This window comes from Nesterenkonia sandarakina, from assembly GCF_013410215.1.
GTDB lineage: Bacteria > Actinomycetota > Actinomycetes > Actinomycetales > Micrococcaceae > Nesterenkonia > Nesterenkonia sandarakina.
On sequence record NZ_JACCFQ010000001.1, the window covers coordinates 2446227 to 2463687 of the forward strand.

Sequence of the window (17461 nt, forward strand, 5' to 3'; positions counted from 1 at the left end):
TCTCCCATGCAGCATCGTGTCCTCGGCCGCACCGGCCGTGAAGTGTCCACCGTCGGCCTCGGCACCTGGCAGTTCGGCGGCGACTTCGGCCGGGTCGAGGAATCCGACGCCTTCGCGGTCATGGACGCTGCCGCCGAACACGGCGTCACCGTCTTCGACACCGCAGACGTCTACGGCGACGGCCTCAGCGAGCAGCTCATCGGGAGCTGGCTTGCGAAGAACCCGGAGTGGCAGGGTCTGGTCGCCACCAAGATGATCCGCCGCGCCGAGGAGCCCAGCCTGGCGCACGCCACCGCCGAGAACTTCCAGGCCTGGATCGACCGCTCCCGGAAGAACCTCGGAGTCGACACCCTGGACCTGGTGCAGCTGCACTGTCCCGACGACGACGTCTACGCCTCAGACGCGGTCTTCGACCGCCTGGACGCATTGGTGGAATCAGGCGCCATCGCGCACTATGGCGTCAGCGTGGAGACCGTGGAGCAGGCGCTGAGTGCCATCGCCCGGCCGAATGTGGCCACGGTGCAGATCATCCTCAACGCATTCCGGCAGAAGCCGCTGGAGAAGGTGCTGCCAGCGGCCCAGGAAGCCGGGGTGGGCATCATCGCTCGCGTGCCGCTGGCGAGCGGACTGCTCAGCGGTCGCTACACCAAGGACACCACTTTCGAAGCTACCGATCATCGCAGCTACAACCGCGCCGGTGAGGCCTTCGACGTGGGAGAGACCTTCTCCGGCGTCGACTTTGCCACCGGCGTCGAGGCGGCGGCGCAGTTCTCCGAGCTGGCCGAGCAGGAGGGCCTGAAGCCGACGACGGCGGCGCTGGCCTGGGTCATCCAGTCCGCGGGCGTGAGCACGGTCATCCCCGGCGCCCGGAATGCCGACCAGGCACGAGGCAATGCTGAGGCCGGGGGAGCTCCCCAGCTCTCAGATGACTTCCGATCCGCCGTGCGGAAGCTCTACGCCGATGAGATCGCGCCCTCGGTCCACGACCGCTGGTGAGTATCAGGGAACACGCCCGGCACTGAGACCCCCCCCAACCAGGCACCACCGAGCAGGAGGATTCATGCGCATCGCCGTCATCGGAGCCACGGGGAATGTTGGAACAGCGGTGCTGCGGCACCTCAACGATCGGCCCGAGGTGGACAGCGTGCTGGGGATCGCGCGGCGCCTGCCGGACACCGACACGGCCCCCTACGCACAGACCCAGTGGCACCGCGCCGACATCCAGTACAGCGATGTCATCCCGGATCTTGCCAGCGCGCTCTCCGGCGTGGATGCGGTGATCCACCTGGCCTGGCTGATCCAACCGAACACGCAGCGCAGCCTGCTGCGTCGAGTCAACGTCGATGGGACCCGGCACGTGCTTCAGGCGGCTGCCCGGGCGGGTGTCCGCCAAGCCGTCGTCGCATCTTCGGTCGGGGTCTATTCTCCGGCCGGAGACGACACCGCCCACGATGAGCAGTGGCCCACCCAAGGGATTCCTGGGTCCCACTACAGCGAAGACAAAGTGGCGCAGGAGCAGGTCATGGACGAGTTCCTGCGCGAGCATCCGGGCTTCTCGCTCGCCCGGCTGCGCCCCGGGCTGGTCTTTCAGCGCGAGGCGGGGTCAGAGATCCAGCGCTACTTCGCCGGTGAGCTGGCACCGGTGCAGCTGCTCAACCTCATCCGGCCCCCGGTGGTGCCAGTGCCTGCCGGGATTCGGGTCCAGGCGGTGCACGCAGACGACCTCGCCGCCGCCTATGCGCAGGCAGCGATCCTCGGGGCTCAGGGGGCTTTCAACATCTGTGCTGAGGATCTGCTCGACGGTGACGCCATCGCCAAGATCGTCTCCGGAGGGACGAGTCCAGGGGTGAAGCTTCCCCTGCCCGGGGCGGCGCTGCGTCCGCTGATCAAGGCCGCGCACCGTGCCCGGATCCTTCCCACGGATGAAGGCTGGTTGGACATGGGTCTGCACGTCCCGGTGATGGACAGCTCGCGCGCCAGGAACGAGTTGCAGTGGACGCCCCGGTATTCCGGAGCGCAGGCGCTGGAGGAACTCCTCGAGGGCATGGCGTCCGGCGTGGGGACCGCCTCTGTGCCGCTGCGACCCCGGGACCTCGACGCCTCGGGCCGGCCGGAGCTGCCTACGGCCGATCACACCCTGGGAGGCGAGGTCGATGCGCTGCTGCTGCGCCAATACCTGGCCGACCATCTCGCCGGGGCCACTGCCGGGACGAACCGAATCGGGCGCATGGCTGGGGACTACGTGGACACACCGGTCTTCCCTGAGATCTCGGAGGTGGCGGAAGCGGTCCGGCGGGAACGCGGGTTCCTCATCGAGCTGATCCGGCGGCAGGGCTTTGCCACGCCACCGGGCTCCACCACCATTGCCTGGCTGGGGGAGCGGGTCGGGCGACTCAAGCCCAATGGCCGGCTGCCCGGCGGGCGCTCTCCCTCCACGCTCGTGGTCGAGGCTGAGATGATGATCACCGGAGTGACCGGCAAGCTCCACGGCTGGAAGGTCATGAAGGACCACGCCGAAGCACTCGGAGTCCACGCGCAGGTGTTTCAGGATCTCATCGAGGACGCCGAGCGCCAGCGTGAACAGCTCCAGAGCGTCCACGCCTATGCGCGCCGCCGGGCCTTCCGAAAGGACCGCGGCACCTTCGAGAAGACACGCTGAACGCCTAGTTATGAACTACTCGTAATAACTTCTCGATCTTGCTAAGCTCGGAGGGTCCACCCCACAAGCCCGCTCAGCACGAGCCGGGCACGTCAGAGCACTCCTGCGTCCATCCGACGTGCGGGTCCTGGCTGCAGCGAAGAGGAGACCGAATTGGCACAGACCGATCCGATCCTGACCACTCGACAGGGCCACCCTGTCACCAATAACCAGAACCAGCGCACCGTGGGAAACCGCGGACCTGCCACGCTGGAGAACTACCAGTTCCTCGAGAAGATCAGTCACTTCGACCGGGAGCGCATCCCGGAGCGCGTGGTCCATGCCCGTGGCTTCGTCGCCTACGGCGAGTTCGAGGCCACCGGCATGATCGGCGACGAGCCGGCGTCGAAGTACACCCGCGCCAAGCTCTTCCAGGAGGCTGGCAAGAAGACCGACCTCGCCATCCGTTTCTCCACCGTCATCGGCGGCCGGGACTCCTCTGAGTCGGCCCGTGACCCTCGCGGCTTCGCCGTGAAGTTCTACACCGAGGATGGCAACTGGGACCTCGTGGGCAACAACCTGCCGGTGTTCTTCATCCGCGATGCGATCAAGTTCCCCGACGTGATCCACTCGCTGAAGCCGGATCCGATCACCTTCCGCCAGGAGCCCAACCGGATCCTGGACTTCATGGGTCAGACTCCTGAGTCCATGCACATGCTCACCCACCTCTTCAGCCCCCGAGGCATCCCGGCGACGTACCGCCACATGGAGGGCTTCGGTGTGAACACCTACAAGATGGTCAACGCCGAGGGCGAGACCGTCCTGGTGAAGTACCACTTCCACCCCCGCGCCGGCGTCGCCTCCATGACCGAGGCAGAGTCCGCCAAGGTCCAGGGACAGGACCTCGGACACGCCTCGAAGGACCTCTTCGAGGCCATCGAGCGCGGTGACTTCCCGCAGTGGGACGTCCACGTGCAGATCATGGAAGACCATGACCACCCCGAGCTCGGCTGGGACCCGCTGGATGACACCAAGATCTGGCCCGAGGATCAGTTCCCGCTGCGCAAGATCGGCGTCATGACGCTGAACCGCAACGTGGGGGATCACCACAACGAGAACGAGCAGATCGCGATGGGCACCGGTGTGCTCGTCGACGGCCTGGACTTCTCCGACGACAAGATGCTGGTGGGACGCACGTTCTCCTACTCGGACGCCCAGCGCTACCGGGTGGGCCCGAACTACCTGCAGCTGCCGGTCAACCAGCCCAAGGGTCGCGATGGCCGGGTCTACACCCACCAGCGCGGCGGACTGATGTCCTTCGGCAACGATGTGCACCCCGAGCAGAACCCGCACGTGAACTACGAGCCGTCCATCCACAATGGGCTGCACGAGTCACCTGAGCACCAGCCGCAGAACGCGCCCGCCGTCGGCGGGAAGGTGGTCCGGGAGAACCTGGATCGCCGCAACGATTATCTGCAGGCTCGTGGCCGCTACAACACCATGATGGACTGGGAGCGCGATGAGCTGATCAACGTGCTCACCGGGATGCTGGAGCAGTCCGAGCGCGACGTGCAGGAGCGCATCGTGTGGCACTTCTTCATGATCCACGACGACTACGGTCAGCGGATCGCGAAGAACATCGGCCTCACCGTGGAAGATGTCAAGCATCTGAAGCCGCTGGCCGTGCAGAACCTCACCGAGGAGGAGCAGCAGCGCCTGGCCAACCTCGGCAACAACGGGGACACCATTGATCCCGAGGCGTGGGGCACCTGGACGGCTTCCGTGGAGAACCGTCAGGCCTCCGGGGAAGACGTGCTGGCCGGCAAGCTGGGAAGCCCCAGCTACAGCAGCTGATTCCTCAGCGCCGCTGAACCCTGGTTGAACCAGTGATGGCCGGGACCCCCGCGGGGGTCCCGGCCATCACTGTCTCAGTGCTCTTCGGCAGCTGCCGCCTCAGTGGTTGCGCAGCGCGTCGATCAGCTGATCCTTGTTCATCTCGGAGTAGCCGGTGAGACCGAGCTCCTTGGCGCGCTCCTGCAGCTGCGCGACCGTCCGGTCCTCGTAGTTCGGCGCCTCCCCGCCCTTCTCGCCCTCGCTGCTGCGACCTTCTCTGGCAGCGGCGTTGGCGATCCGAGCGGACTTCTCCTTGGAGTTGCCCTCCTCGCGGAGGCGTTCGTAGAGCTCTTCATCCTTCACGCTGGAGCGTGCCATGGCGGTGGTTCCTTCCTCGGTGTGGTCGGGGGACGTCAGTCCAGCTCAGAAGCCCTTGCCGCCGGTCACCGGGATCACAGAGCCCGAGACGTAGGAGGCCTCTTCGCTGGCGAGGTAGACGTAGGCCCCGGCGAGTTCCGCCGGCTGCCCTGGTCGGCCCAGGGGAGTGTCCTGCCCGAACTTCGCGACGCCGTCGAATCCGGTGGCCGGGATCAGGGGAGTCCAGATCGGTCCCGGTGCCACACCGTTGACGCGGATCCCCTTCTCCGCGAGCTCTGCGGCCATCGACTCGATGAAGGCCACCTGAGCGGCCTTGGACATCGCGTAGTCGAAGAGCGGGGCCTTGGGCTCCACGGCCTGGATGGAGGTGGTCACGATGATCGAGGCCCCTGGCGACAGGTGCGGCACCGCCTCCCGGGTCACCACGATGTGGGCGATCAGGTTGGTCTCGAAGACCTTGCGCACCTCCGCTGTGGGCGTCACGTCGATGCCGTCGCGGGCCCGCTGGTAGGCAGCGTTGAGGATCAGCACATCGATCCCGCCGAGGTCCTCCACGGCTCTGCGCACGATGCCCACGGCGCTGTCCTCCTCCGTGATGTCCACCGGGTAGGTCGCACAGATCCGTCCAGCCTCGCGCACGTGCTGAGCGGTGGTCTGGGCATCCTCTTCCTCCTCAGGGAGGTAGGCGATGGCGATGTCCGAGCCCTCCCGGGCGAACGCGATGGCGACGGCGCGGCCGATGCCGGAATCACCGCCGGTGATCAGGGTCCTGCGGCCAGTGAGCCGGCCGTGACCAACCCAGCTGGATTCTCCGTGGTCGGGATCCGGGCCGGTCGCCCCGGTCAGTCCTGGCTGATCGGACTGTTCCTGCTCGGGGAGGTCGCTGTGCCGGTACTTCGTGCGCGGGTCCTGCTGGGTGTAGGGGTTCGTCGTCATGCCTTCATCCCTTCGAGTGATCGGTCCGACCCAGGGTCGGCGGGCCTGCTGATGTCGTTCAGACTGCTGACTTCGTGGGATCCAGGACGACCTTGATGCAGCCGTCCTCCTTCTTCTGGAACATCTCGTAGGCACCGGGAGCCTCGCCGAGCGCCACGGTGTGCGTGATGAAGTCGTCCACACCCAAGGGATCGGCGGGATCCTCGACCAGCGGCAGGATCTGATCCACCCAGTTCTTCACATTGGCCTGGCCCATCTTCACCGTGATCTGCTTGTCGAACATGGTGATCAGTGGCAGCGGGCTGGCGGCACCGCCGTAGACCCCGCTCAGTGAGATGGTGCCGCCGCGGCGCACCAGTTCGATCGCGGAGTACAGGGCTGCCAGGCGGTCCACCCCGACGGTCTGCATCATGGCCTTGCCTGCGGCGTCGGGCAGGAACTGGGCCGAGATCTGAGCCGCCTTGGCGATGGGGGAGCCGTGGGCCTCCATGCCTACCGCGTCCACCACCCCGTCGGGGCCTCGCCCGCCGGTGGCTTCACGGATCTGGCTGATCGACTCCTCGCCGGTGTCGAAGACCATCACGCCATGGCGGGCTGCCATCTCGCGGCGCTCGGCCACAGGATCGATCGCGTAGACCTTCATGCCCTGATGCTTGGCGATGCGTGCGGCGAACTGGCCGATCGGGCCGAGCCCGATGATCGCGATGCTGTCTCCGCGCTGCAGCCCGGTGTAGGCCACACCCTGCCAGGCGGTGGGGATGACATCGGAGAGGAAGAGGTAGCGATGGTCGGGAAGCTCATTGCCCACCTTGATCGGGCTGTAGTCGGCGTGGGGGACCCGCAGGTACTCGGCCTGGCCCCCGGGAACCGCCCCGTACATCGCGGAGAAGCCGTAGAGCGCGGCTCCCATGCCCTGTTCGCGGACCTGCGTAACCTCACACTGGGTCTGCAGTCCACGCTGGCACATGTAGCAGCTGCCGCAGGAGATCTGGAACGGGATGACCACCCGGTCACCGGCGGTCAGGTTGGAGTCGGGGCCCGCCTCGACCACCCGTCCCATCGGCTCGTGACCCAGGATATCGCCGGGAGTCATGAACGGTCCGAGCACCTCGTAGAGGTGCAGGTCGGAGCCGCAGATGGCGGTGGAGGTGACTTCGATGATCGCGTCATTGGCCTGCTGAATCGTCGGATCCGGCACTGTCTCGACACTTACCTTGTGGTGGCCCTGCCATGTCACTGCTTTCACGTCGCGTCTCCTCAGAAGTTCTGCTGCGAGGCGTACTCGAAAGAGATGTCATGCATCAATTCCGTCATCACCCTTACAGGCTCTACGCTATCGGCTCGCAGCTGAGAGTGAGCTGAACACCAGCCGAATGTTGACCTCATCGCCCGGTGCCGAGGCGGCCGATCAGCCTGGTGAGCACACGCCGGCCGGTGAGCAGCGCGCCGAGCACGCCCAGCGCGACAAGGACGAAGGAGAATTCGGCGCCTCCGCCGCCGGCCAGGACCCGGCCTGCCATGCCCAGGACCACGGTGCCCAGGATCACGACGACGGCGTCCGGCCAGAGCCTGGAGGGGGCTCTCCAGAACCGCACGGCGAGCGAGCTGATCAGCAGTCCCAGAAGAAACGGTGCGGCGGTCCCCAGCACATCGCCCAGCCCGAGCCCGGTCTCGTGGGACCGATTGCCCAGCGCGGCGAAGCCCACCACCAGGAGCGCGTCCAGGGCCAGCAGCAGCCAGGGGAGTGCGAGCTGACCCCGATGCCGGGGTGTCATCTGCTGAGAGGGGGAGCGCATGTGCCGAGTCTAGGTCGCGCCTGCGGGATCTGGTCTAGGACGTGCCTGCGGGATCTGGTCTAGGACGTGCCCGCGGGATCTGTCGGGGCAGCGCGGTCATCGATCGAGGCGGTGCAGGCGTCGATGCGCTCGATCGCGGCCGTCAGGTCCTGCACGCTGGCCCAGAGCCTGGGGTGTGAGGCCTGGATCTGCTCCAGCGTGGAGCCGGAGGACTTCAGGGTGGCCAGGTCGAAGCTGGCATTGGTCCGAGCACCGGCGACGGCGGCACGCAGCGCACCGAAGGCGACGACGACGTCGGCGATCAGCGCCTGCTTGCCGTGCTCTGCCAGCCAGGCCAGATCCTCGATGGCAGATACCGCGTGGTCACCGAGCTCCGCCGAGGACTGCGCAGCGCCGATGGCGGCCTCCCGGATCGCCTCCTCGCGCTCTGGTCCTGGATCCACCTTGAAGGCCGCGCCGAAGGCCTGGGAGGCGGTCGCGTCGTCGTCGGCCAGCTGGAGCGCGGTCCCCCGACGGTCCTGGGCTTGCGCGAGGATGGCGCTGAGCCTGTCCGCGCACTGCGCATCAGGCTCGGTGTATCCGGCCACCATGGAGGTCAGCGACGCGGCGATGGCCAGCATCACCCCGGCTCCGGCCCCGCCGCCGGGGGAGCCGGTGGCCTGGGACAACCCGTGGGTCCACTTGGCGACCGTGGAACGATGGGTGGTGATCGCTTCAGTCTCAGACATGGGCCCAGTGTGTCCTAGAAATCCGAGGAACCAAACGCCCCGGACGACGCGGCGGCTGAAATCCGTCACATCGGAGGGGATAGGCGGCTTTACTCGGAGTCATTAAACTGCAACAGTGAAATAGATATAGTTCCCGCAGACACGGATTAAACCGTGGAGATTGCGCCTGCCCACGCGAGGCCCGAGGCCGCGGAGCATGACGTCCCTCGCGCCCCAGTCCTCGCCGGGCCGGGCTGAGGTCCCTGCGATGTCCACGAGATCAATCATCATCATCGGCGTCGTCCTGTCGCTGGTGGCGCTCAGTCTGGGCATCGCTGGAGTGTTTCGCGCGGGCTCGGGCCAAGCAGTCTCGTCAGTGTGGCCGGTGCTGATTTCGCTGGCAGCGCTGCCCTTAGCGGCCATCGTTCACCGGCGACGGGTCCGGTGCCAGTCCGAGCGGGGAACCAGGGCCCAGAAGGGCAACCTGACATAATGTAGATTATCGGCGCATTATATACGTGGCGGAGTTCTTGCGGCGCCTGACTGCCGGTTGGTTTATCCAGGCACTCAGGTCAACGCTGAAGGTGACACACGAACGCTGGATATTCAGGAACGGCCTAACGGCACTGAGCCGACCGAGTCGGAGCGATAGCCTGGAACCTGTGACCTCACCCTGGCCCTTGATCTGTCCCTCCTGCGCCGCGCCGATGGACCTGGTGCGGGCACCTGACGCCCCGGGACACTCACCCCGGACTGAGCCGCAGCAGCAGAAATCCTCACCCCGCGCCCTACAGGCCCTCAGCTGCCCCGCTGGTCACCGCTTCGATGCGGCACGTCAGGGTTATGTCAACTTGCTCTCCGGGCGCGGGACACGCTTCACGCCCGACTCCGCGCAGATGATCATGGCCCGGGAACGGGTCCAGAACGCCGGAGTCTTCGACGCACTGAGCACAGAGCTGACCCAGATCCTGGGCGAGCACACCGCCGCGCGGAGCCGCACTGATCCCGCTGTCCCGGCTGAGACCACGCACACCTCCGATCCAGCGATCTTCCTGGACTGCGGCGCCGGCACCGGACACTACCTGCACCAGCTGCTCGATTCCTCCCCCGCATCCCGAGGCATCGCGCTGGACCTCTCTGTGGCGGGACTCAAGCGGGCGGCCCGCCACCGGCGAACGCTCGCGCTGGCCTGGGACCTCTGGCAGCCGCTCCCCCTGGCCTCGGATGCCGTGGACCTGCTCCTGGACGTCTTTGCCCCGCGCAACGTGGCCGAGTACGCCAGAGTTCTTCGCCCGGGTGGACTGGCAGTGGTGGTGACCCCCGGTGACGCGCACCTCGGGCAGCTCCGCTCGGCGGGCATGCTCAAGGTCCAGGGCGAGAAGCTGCGCCAGCTCGCGGAGCAGATGGCACCAGCCTTTGGCGTGGCGGAACTGAACGCCCAGGTCAAGGCGACAGTCCCGGTCGATGCCGGTCTCGCCGCCGATCTGGTCTTCATGGGTCCCGCCGGGCATCATCTCGACCTCGGCGCCCTGCGCAAGCAGCTTGCGGATGCTGGCGTGTCACATGTCACCATCGACCTCGACGTGAGCCTGTGGCGCAGATAGTCTGAAGTCACGCGTGTATGGGCTGATGAGGAGCTGAGATGATCGAATGGTTCGGCGATAACCTCTGGGCGCCCTGGCTGGCACTGGCGCTGGGACTGCTGGTCCTCGAAGCCATCACCCTCGATCTGCTCTTCCTGATGCTCGCCGTCGGCGCCGGAGCAGCCACCACCGTGGCCCTTGCCGGTGGCGAGCCCTGGCTGCAGGTGCTCGTGGGCTGCGCCACGGCGCTGCTGATGCTCGGTGCCGTCCGGCCGATCGCACTGAAGCACCTGAAGAAGGGCCCGGCGAACCAGCTCACCAACATCGACCGGATGACCGGCATGGAGGCCCATGCCCTGGAGGCCATCACCGGCGACGCCGGCCTGGCCGAGGTCGACGGCGACACCTGGACCGCGCGCACCACCGGAGGCCTGCGGATCGAGCCCGGAATGGACGCCGTCGTCGAGTCCGTGGAAGGCGCCATCGTCTACCTGCGGCCCAGCCGCGAGATCAACTGGGATGAGCCGGGACCCGACATCTCTGGGCCCAACACTCCCCGTTCGGAAGGCGCCTGAGAGACCTTCAGGCGCGCCACTGATAGAGAACGGAACGTCATGGAAGTCACTGCACTTGTAGTCCTCCTGGTCCTGGTAGCCCTGGTGGTGATCATCATCGCGCGCAGCGTGCGGATCGTGCCGCAGGCCCGCGCCGGACTGATCGAGCGCCTGGGCAAGTACCAGCGCACGCAGGGCCCGGGACTCACCCTGTTGGTCCCCTTCATCGACCGGCTGCTGCCGATGCTGGACATGCGCGAACAGGTCGTCTCCTTCCCGCCCCAGCCGGTGATCACCGAGGACAACCTGGTGGTCTCCATCGACACCGTGGTCTACTTCCAGATCACCGATCCCAAGGCCGCCACCTACGAGATCCAGAACTACATCATCGCGGTGGAGCAGCTGACCACCACGACGCTGCGTAACGTGGTCGGTGGGCTGAACCTGGAAGAGGCTCTGACCTCGCGTGATCGGATCAACGGGCAGCTCCGCGGGGAGCTGGACAAGGTCACCGGGCGCTGGGGCATCCGGGTCGCCCGAGTCGAGCTCAAGGCCATCGAGCCGCCGCACTCCATCCAGGACTCCATGGAGAAGCAGATGCGCGCCGAGCGGGAGCGCCGCGCCGCGATCCTCACCGCCGAGGGCACCAAGCAGGCCGCGATCCTCACCGCTGAAGGTGAGCGTCAGGCCTCCATCCTCGCCGCCGAGGGCGATGCGCAGGCCAGGATCCTGGGCGCCAACGCCGAAGCACAGGCTATCGAGACCGTGTTCAACGCGGTCCACGACTCCGAGCCCGGCCCGGAGCTGCTCTCCTACCAGTACCTGCAGATCCTTCCCGAGATCGCGAAGTCCGAGTCCAACACCATGTGGATGATCCCGGGCGAGTTCGGCGATGCGCTGAAGAACCTCGCAGGGGCCTTCGGAGGGCCGGAGTCCGCCGCCGCATCCGGCATCAGCCTGGAAGATCGCGAGTCCGAACGGGCAGCCCGATCGGAGCGGCTGAAGCAGCGTCGGCTGGAGAAGGCCCGGGAGTCCGAGCAGAATCAGGGCAAGCCGTCCATCTCTTCTGCCATCGCGGATATGGCCGAGTCTGCTCGCAGCACCTCGGTGACCGACGAGAACCCGCACTACACCAGTCGCCAGGAGATCGAGCAGGAGGCCCGCAAGGCGCGGGTCGGCAATGCACAGGTCGCCGAGTCACGCACCGACGCTCCCGCGCAGGACACTGCAGTCGCCCCGACGCAGGAGGCAGAGCTCACCGAGCAGCCGGTCTTCCAGCAGCAGCCTGAGCCGATGGAGGATCCGCAGCGCTGAGCAAGGTGGGAATATCTCGGCGGTGCTTTAGAGTTGTACACCGAGAATGACTCTGCCCATCACACTGGAGGAAAATCGATGAGCGATCGCAGTCTGCGCGGAATGCGCCTTGGTGCGCAGTCCATGGAAACGGAACAGGGCGTTGAGCCTGCGCCCCGTCAGGAGATCGAGTACCTCACTGAGGACGGCGAGCGGATGCGGGTGATGTTCTCCGCCGAGGCCGACGTCCCCGCCACCTGGGTCTCCCCCACCGGCAAGGAAGGTCTGCGCGTCGACGTCGACCGGCCCGAGGCGGAGCCGGAGAAGCCGGTCAGGACGCACTGGGACATGCTGCTGGAGCGTCGTTCCACGGAGGACCTCGAAGTGATCCTGCAGGATCGGCTCAAGCTGCTCAAGGAGCGCCGCGGCGAAGCCGCCTGACTCGACTCAGTGCACCAGCCGGTTCAGCAGCACACCCTGCTGACCACACAAGGACGGCGTCTCTCCCCACGTGAGAGGGACGCCGTCCTCGTATTTCCGGTGGGCACGCGCGGGCTCGGCTCATCCCCGTGCTCGGATGGGCCGCGCGCAGGCTCAGCGCTGGCGCAGCTTCTGGGCCAAGGTGCGGGCTCGTGCACTCAGTCCCCAGCGGGTGACGTTGACCATGGCCTCGACCACGATGTTCGAGCTCATCTTGGAGACCCCCTGGGTGCGCTCCACGAAGGTGATCGGCACCTCTGCGATGGTCTTGCCCATCCCGGCCACCCGGAATGTCATGTCCACCTGGAAGCCGTAGCCCACTGATTCGATGCTGCTCAGGTCGATCTCTTCGAGCACTGAGCGGCGGAAGGCCCGGAACCCGGCGGTGATGTCGCGGACCTTGAGTCCCAGCATGGTCCGCGAGTAGAGGCTGCCGGCCCGCGAGATCGCGATCCGGTGCAGCGGCCAGTTCACCACCGATCCGCCGGGCACCCAGCGTGAGCCGATGACCAGGTCCGCCTCGTCGATCTTTGCAAGCAGCTTCGGCAGCTGTTCGGGCTGATGCGACCCATCGGCGTCGAGTTCGACCAACACGTCGTAGCCGCGCTCGAGTCCCCAGCCGAACCCCGCGATATAGGCACCGCCGAGCCCGTTCTTGGCGGTGCGGTGCAGCACATTGATCTGTGGATCCTCAGCGCTGAGCTCCTCGGCGAACTCACCGGTGCCGTCGGGACTGTTGTCATCGACGATGAGCACGTCTGAGTCCGGCACTGCCGCTCGCAGACGCGAGACGGTGCCGGGAAGGGCGTCGATCTCGTCATAGGTGGGGATGATCGTCAGGATCTTCACGAGTTGCTTCGCGTCCTTCTGGGGGTTGTGGAGATGGTGGCAGTGGGTCGGGCACAGTCTACGGTCATGCGCTGGAGCTCATCTCCGGGAAGCAGGCTCGGCGCGGGGGTCCGAAGGGGCGACCTCGACCCCGTCGATCACGGTGGAGATCAGCCGTGGCAGGCTCTGCCCGTCGAGGTAGGGCAGCAGCGGGGTGCGCGCCCGGACGTCGGTGCTCCACGCCGCGGTGCGCGAGTCTGGGGTCTGCACCGCCAGTGAGTCCACCTCCCAGATCGCGTAGCTTGCCCGTGCGCCTGGATCCAGCTGCGCGGAGGTCACTGGCGTGCCGCTGGACTCGGGCAGAGACCGGTACGCCCCGCGCGTCTGCGCGTTGAAGCCTGCCCGCACCGAGACCGGGTCGCTGGGGTGGTGGACGTGGGCGCTGACGGTGGACCAGGGGCTCTGCCCGGCCTCGGCGACGGCGCTGACCGGCACACCGACGCTCAGCGCCGTGGCCAGGTGTCCTGCTCCGCGCAGCACCACCTGGGCTCCGGTGTTCAGCAGCAACTCCCAGTCCTCCCGCGACGCCGAGTCGAAGCCATGCAGCACGGTGGGCAGCCCCCCTGGCGGGCTCTGCCGCTTGGAGCGCATCTCGGCGGTGGTGTCCACCAGCGCGGTCACCACGGTCGACGCGGTGGTGTCCTGATCCACCCGCAGAATCAGCTGACGCTGGGCCTGAGCGGCTGCGAGCCGGATGCCCAGCAGCTGCTCCAAGATCTCCTCAGCGGGCAGCTCCAGCGCGGCTGGGCGGTCGAGGATCGCGTCCACGGTCCGCAGCAGCTCGCTCGAGGCCCGCACTGCATCGAGCCGGTCTGCCACGCTCAGCTCATCCAGGCCGGTCAGCGCGAGCACCGGGTAGGCGCGCACCCCATGCTCGGCGGCTGCGCGGAAAGCGGCATTCAGCGATTCCTGGGCCGCGTCGGCGTCGCTCAGCGCGGAGCTGGAGAGCTCGACGCTGAGCCGGACGGCGCCGCAGCCCTGCGCTGCCGCCTCGTCGAGGGCAGCGGTGACCCGCTCCGACCAGGGCGTGTGCTCGGCGGAACCAGGTGCAGCGGGATCCACGGCGTCAGAAGCTGTGAGCTCGACCCAGCCGACGAAGGCCGGGGTGACCAGGGCGCGGTCCAGATCGTGGATGACCAGGTCGGGCTCCCTGCGCTCTGCGGCGGTCTCATCGGAACCTACCCAGGCGATCAGCCCGTCCTCGACCAGCATCGCGTCTGCGTAGGGCTCGGAGGGGGAATGGATCGTGCCGTTGGTCAGCAGCCGCGGCGGGTGGGCGGCACTGGTGCTAGTCATCAGTTGGTTCCTCCAGGTTCTGATAGGCCACCGAGGAGTATGCCACCACTCCCCTGCCGATCAGCTGCACGGCCTCGGCGCAGCGCGCCGAGAGCTTCGCCGGGGTGTGTGGAATCTTGCTCATCTGGTCCAAGGTGTCGATGCACTGTTTGGTCCAGCGCACGAAGTCACCTGCCGCCAGGGGCGAGTCGTCCAAGGAGCTGCGCAGGCTCTTGCCTCCGGCCCAGGCATACATGGGCAGCACCAGACCCATCTCCGGGGCCGCCGTGGGCTCCAGATGATGCCGCTTCTCCAGGGCTTCAAGTTCAGCGTGAACCTCAATCCCGGTCTGCGCGGCCTGGCCCAGGCGCTTGGTCGGCATCACCGGCATGGCGCCTTCGTCCTCGCGTTTGGCCTGGTAGACCAGCACGGTGACGAACGCTGCCAGCTCCTGCGCGGTGAGCCCGGAGAGCACCCCGCGTTCCATCAACAGACCGGTGAACAGGTCTCGCTCCCCGTAGATCCGGCGCAGCTGCTGCCCGCGGTCTGTCACGGCGAACTCGGTGGCGAACCACTGCTCGGCGGTGAATCCAGGGCGTTGCAGCGCAGGGTCCGGAGCGGTCACGGCGGCGGAGTTCTCCGGCGGGACGTGGGGCATCAGTTCCGGGTCCACGGCCTCCATATGGCCGAGCTCGTGGAGGACCCCGCAGACCCGGTCGAAGGTCTTCGCGATGGAGCCGGTGCGGCGGTCGATCTTCAGCTTCAGCTGATCGATCTCGCGCTGCAGCTTCCAGGCGCGCTCGGCCCAGCGGGCGTGGTCCTCACGTTCGCTGCAGCCGTGACAGGGGTGGCGCTGCAAGGCGTTCTGCAGCTGCTCCAGCGACTCGGACTCGGAGTCCTCGGCGCGGAACCCGAATCCCGGGGCGGGCGCATTCGGGCGCGGCGGCACCCGCTCGTGCAGCGCGGCCCGCATCGAGGAGGCCAGGTCCCTGCGGACCTTGGGCACCTTCACCTGCGGCTTGCGCGGGAGCCGGATGCTGGCGATCACCTCCGGGGGCTGGGCGAAGTCCTCGGCGGTGATGTTGCGGAACTTGCCGTCGGCGGTGATCACCCCGGGGCGAGGGTCGTGCTCCGGGGCGCTGTGGACCACCAGAGAGTCCCCGAAGCCGCGCTTGCCGCCAACTTCGATGACGTCACCGGGCTGCAGTGCGGCCAGGACCCGGATGATCTCGCGGCGTCGCTGCCGGTGCCGCGCCTTGGCCTGGTCCTTCTCCGCCTCGTTCAGACGCCGACGCAGCGCGGCGTATTCTCGGAAGTCTCCGAGGTGACACGCCATCGCCTCCTCGTATCCGGCCATGGAGGACTCACGCTTCGCCACGTCCCGGGCGACCCCGACCACCGAACGGTCAGCCTGGAACTGCGCGAAGGAGGATTCCAGGATGGTGCGCGCCCGGCGTCGGCCGAACTGCGCCGTGAGGTTCACCGCCATGTTGTAGGAAGGCTTGAAGCTGGAGTTCAGCGGGTAGGTCCGCTTCGACGCCAGCCCCGCCACCTGACGCGGATCCATGCCGGGCTGCCAGACGACGACGGCGTGGCCCTCCACGTCGATTCCGCGCCGGCCGGCACGACCGGTGAGCTGGGTGTACTCCCCCGGGGTGACGTCGACGTGGGATTCGCCGTTGAACTTGTCCAGCTTCTCCAGCACCACGGTGCGGGCCGGCATGTTGATCCCCAGCGCAAGGGTCTCGGTGGCGAAGACCACTTTGAGCAGACCCTCCGCATAGAGCTGCTCCACGAGCTCCTTGAACGGGGGCAGCATCCCCGCGTGGTGTGCGGCGACCCCGTTGATCAGCGCCTCACGGAAGCTTTCGAATCCCAGGATGGAGAGATCCTCGGCCGGGAGGTCCCAGCCCATCTGCTCCACCCGGGAGGTGATCTCGGCGGCCTCTTCACGGGTGGTCAGCACGATGCCGGCATTGAGGCACTGCTCCACGGCGGCTTCACAGCCCACCCGGGAGAAGATGAAGCCGATGCAGGGAAGCAGACCGTCACGGTCCAGGGCCCGGATCATCTTGGGACGGTTCAGCCGCGGGCGCCCTGCGGAGGAGCCCGAGACCCCGGAGACGTCGGAGGAGCCGGCTCGACTCCGGCTCGAGGAGCCGCCCCGGCTGGAGGAGGCGCTGCTGCTGAGCTCATGCCGCACTCCGGCGCCTGAGCGGCCGCGTCCTGCGCCGCGTGCAGGACCCGCACCGGGACCTCTGCCTCGGCCGCGTGAGCGGTGGCCGCCGCTGCGCCGCGAACTGGGCCCCTGGCTCTGATGGGCCAGGCGCTGCAGGTCGGGATTGACCAGCGTGGGCGCGTCGTCGTCCTCTTCATAGATGAACAGATCATGCAGCTGGTTCTCGACGAACATGTGCTGCCACAGCGGCACCGGACGGTGCTCGGAGACCACCACGGAGGTCTCCCCGCGCACCGTGTCCAGCCAGGCGCCGAACTCTTCGGCGTTGGAGACCGTGGCCGAGAGCGCGACGACCTGCACGTGCTCCGGGAGGTGGATGATGACCTCCTCCCAGACCGCGCCCCGGAACCTGTCGGCCAGGTAGTGGACCTCATCCATGACCACGTAGCCGAGATCACGCAGCGTCGCGGAGTCCTGGTAGAGCATGTTGCGCAGCACCTCGGTGGTCATCACCACGATCTGCGCCTCGGAGTTGATCGAGGTGTCACCGGTGAGCAGCCCCACCTTCTCGGTCCCGTGGTCCTCCACCAGCTCCTGATACTTCTGGTTCGAGAGCGCCTTGATCGGGGTGGTGTAGAAGGTCTTGGTGCCCTTGGCGAGTCCCAGGTGCACGGCGAACTCGCCGACGATCGTCTTGCCTGCCCCGGTGGGTGCCGCGACCAGCACAGCACGCCCGGCCTCCAGGTGCTGACAGGCCTGGACCTGGAACTCGTCGAGGTCGAAGGCCTGGGCCCGGCGGAAGGCCCCGAGGTGACTCTTGGCCTCTGCTGCTCGTCGACGTGACTCTGCGTAGCGCTCGGCCGGTGAACTCATGGTGCCAGCCTATGACATCCCCGCCTGGTGGTTCTCACCTGGCGCATG

At 67.2% G+C, this 17461-nt stretch carries 15 protein-coding genes; 7 read left to right on the forward strand and 8 right to left on the reverse strand.

What is annotated here, in order from left to right; translation table 11 throughout:
- The first annotated feature begins 6 nt into the window (after positions 1–6).
- The 3 genes from HNR11_RS11270 to HNR11_RS11280 all read left to right on the forward strand — a co-directional run bounded on the left by HNR11_RS11270 (position 7) and on the right by HNR11_RS11280 (position 4492).
- Positions 7–996 carry an aldo/keto reductase gene (locus tag HNR11_RS11270; protein ID WP_179442368.1) on the forward strand — a complete coding sequence of 330 codons (990 nt, stop codon included), beginning with the start codon at positions 7–9 and terminating at the stop codon, positions 994–996.
- A 64-nt stretch (positions 997–1060) separates the two neighbouring features.
- Complete coding sequence (locus HNR11_RS11275; RefSeq protein WP_179442370.1) at positions 1061–2659, forward strand: NAD-dependent epimerase/dehydratase family protein; 1599 nt, start codon at positions 1061–1063, stop codon at positions 2657–2659.
- A 153-nt stretch (positions 2660–2812) separates the two neighbouring features.
- Positions 2813–4492, forward strand: a complete 1680-nt coding sequence (locus tag HNR11_RS11280; protein ID WP_058889201.1) for a catalase — start codon at positions 2813–2815, stop codon at positions 4490–4492.
- Between the two features lie 99 nt (positions 4493–4591).
- Here the strand turns inward: HNR11_RS11280 and HNR11_RS11285 are convergent, their stop codons facing one another.
- The 5 genes from HNR11_RS11285 to HNR11_RS11305 form a co-directional block, all read right to left on the reverse strand.
- Positions 4592–4849 (reverse strand): DUF7218 family protein, encoded by a 258-nt coding sequence (locus HNR11_RS11285; RefSeq protein ID WP_179442372.1) that lies wholly within the window; start codon positions 4847–4849, stop codon positions 4592–4594.
- 45 nt (positions 4850–4894) lie between these two features.
- Positions 4895–5785, reverse strand: a complete 891-nt coding sequence (locus HNR11_RS11290; RefSeq protein ID WP_179442374.1) for an SDR family oxidoreductase — start codon at positions 5783–5785, stop codon at positions 4895–4897.
- Between the two features lie 58 nt (positions 5786–5843).
- Positions 5844–7031 carry an alcohol dehydrogenase catalytic domain-containing protein gene (locus HNR11_RS11295; RefSeq protein WP_058889198.1) on the reverse strand — a complete coding sequence of 396 codons (1188 nt, stop codon included), beginning with the start codon at positions 7029–7031 and terminating at the stop codon, positions 5844–5846.
- 136 nt (positions 7032–7167) lie between these two features.
- On the reverse strand, positions 7168–7581 hold the full coding sequence (locus HNR11_RS11300; RefSeq protein WP_179442376.1) for a DUF3054 domain-containing protein: 414 nt from the start codon (positions 7579–7581) through the stop codon (positions 7168–7170).
- Positions 7582–7640: 59 nt separating this feature from the next.
- Positions 7641–8309: a cyclodeaminase/cyclohydrolase family protein gene (locus tag HNR11_RS11305; protein ID WP_179442379.1), complete on the reverse strand. Its 669-nt coding sequence runs from the start codon at positions 8307–8309 to the stop codon at positions 7641–7643.
- Between the two features lie 641 nt (positions 8310–8950).
- Here HNR11_RS11305 and HNR11_RS11310 point away from each other — a divergent pair.
- From HNR11_RS11310 to HNR11_RS11325, 4 genes are all read left to right on the forward strand, one after another.
- Complete coding sequence (locus HNR11_RS11310; protein WP_179442381.1) at positions 8951–9892, forward strand: putative RNA methyltransferase; 942 nt, start codon at positions 8951–8953, stop codon at positions 9890–9892.
- A 38-nt stretch (positions 9893–9930) separates the two neighbouring features.
- On the forward strand, positions 9931–10446 hold the full coding sequence (locus HNR11_RS11315) for an NfeD family protein (protein ID WP_179442383.1): 516 nt from the start codon (positions 9931–9933) through the stop codon (positions 10444–10446).
- Between the two features lie 39 nt (positions 10447–10485).
- On the forward strand, positions 10486–11739 hold the full coding sequence (locus HNR11_RS11320) for an SPFH domain-containing protein (RefSeq protein ID WP_179442385.1): 1254 nt from the start codon (positions 10486–10488) through the stop codon (positions 11737–11739).
- 78 nt (positions 11740–11817) lie between these two features.
- Positions 11818–12159 (forward strand): RNA polymerase-binding protein RbpA, encoded by a 342-nt coding sequence (locus HNR11_RS11325; protein WP_058889192.1) that lies wholly within the window; start codon positions 11818–11820, stop codon positions 12157–12159.
- A gap of 153 nt (positions 12160–12312) precedes the next feature.
- Here HNR11_RS11325 and HNR11_RS11330 read toward each other — a convergent pair whose 3' ends face one another.
- The 3 genes from HNR11_RS11330 to HNR11_RS11340 all read right to left on the reverse strand — a co-directional run bounded on the left by HNR11_RS11330 (position 12313) and on the right by HNR11_RS11340 (position 17413).
- Positions 12313–13047, reverse strand: coding sequence for a glycosyltransferase (locus HNR11_RS11330; protein ID WP_179442387.1), 735 nt, complete (start codon positions 13045–13047; stop codon positions 12313–12315).
- Positions 13048–13125: 78 nt separating this feature from the next.
- The gene (locus HNR11_RS11335) at positions 13126–14382 is read right to left on the reverse strand and encodes a hypothetical protein (protein ID WP_179442388.1); all 1257 of its coding nucleotides are present in this window, start codon (positions 14380–14382) and stop codon (positions 13126–13128) included.
- Positions 14375–17413, reverse strand: a complete 3039-nt coding sequence (locus HNR11_RS11340; RefSeq protein ID WP_179442390.1) for a DEAD/DEAH box helicase — start codon at positions 17411–17413, stop codon at positions 14375–14377. The genes HNR11_RS11335 and HNR11_RS11340 overlap by 8 nt, the downstream gene beginning before the upstream one ends.
- Positions 17414–17461: the final 48 nt, after the last annotated feature.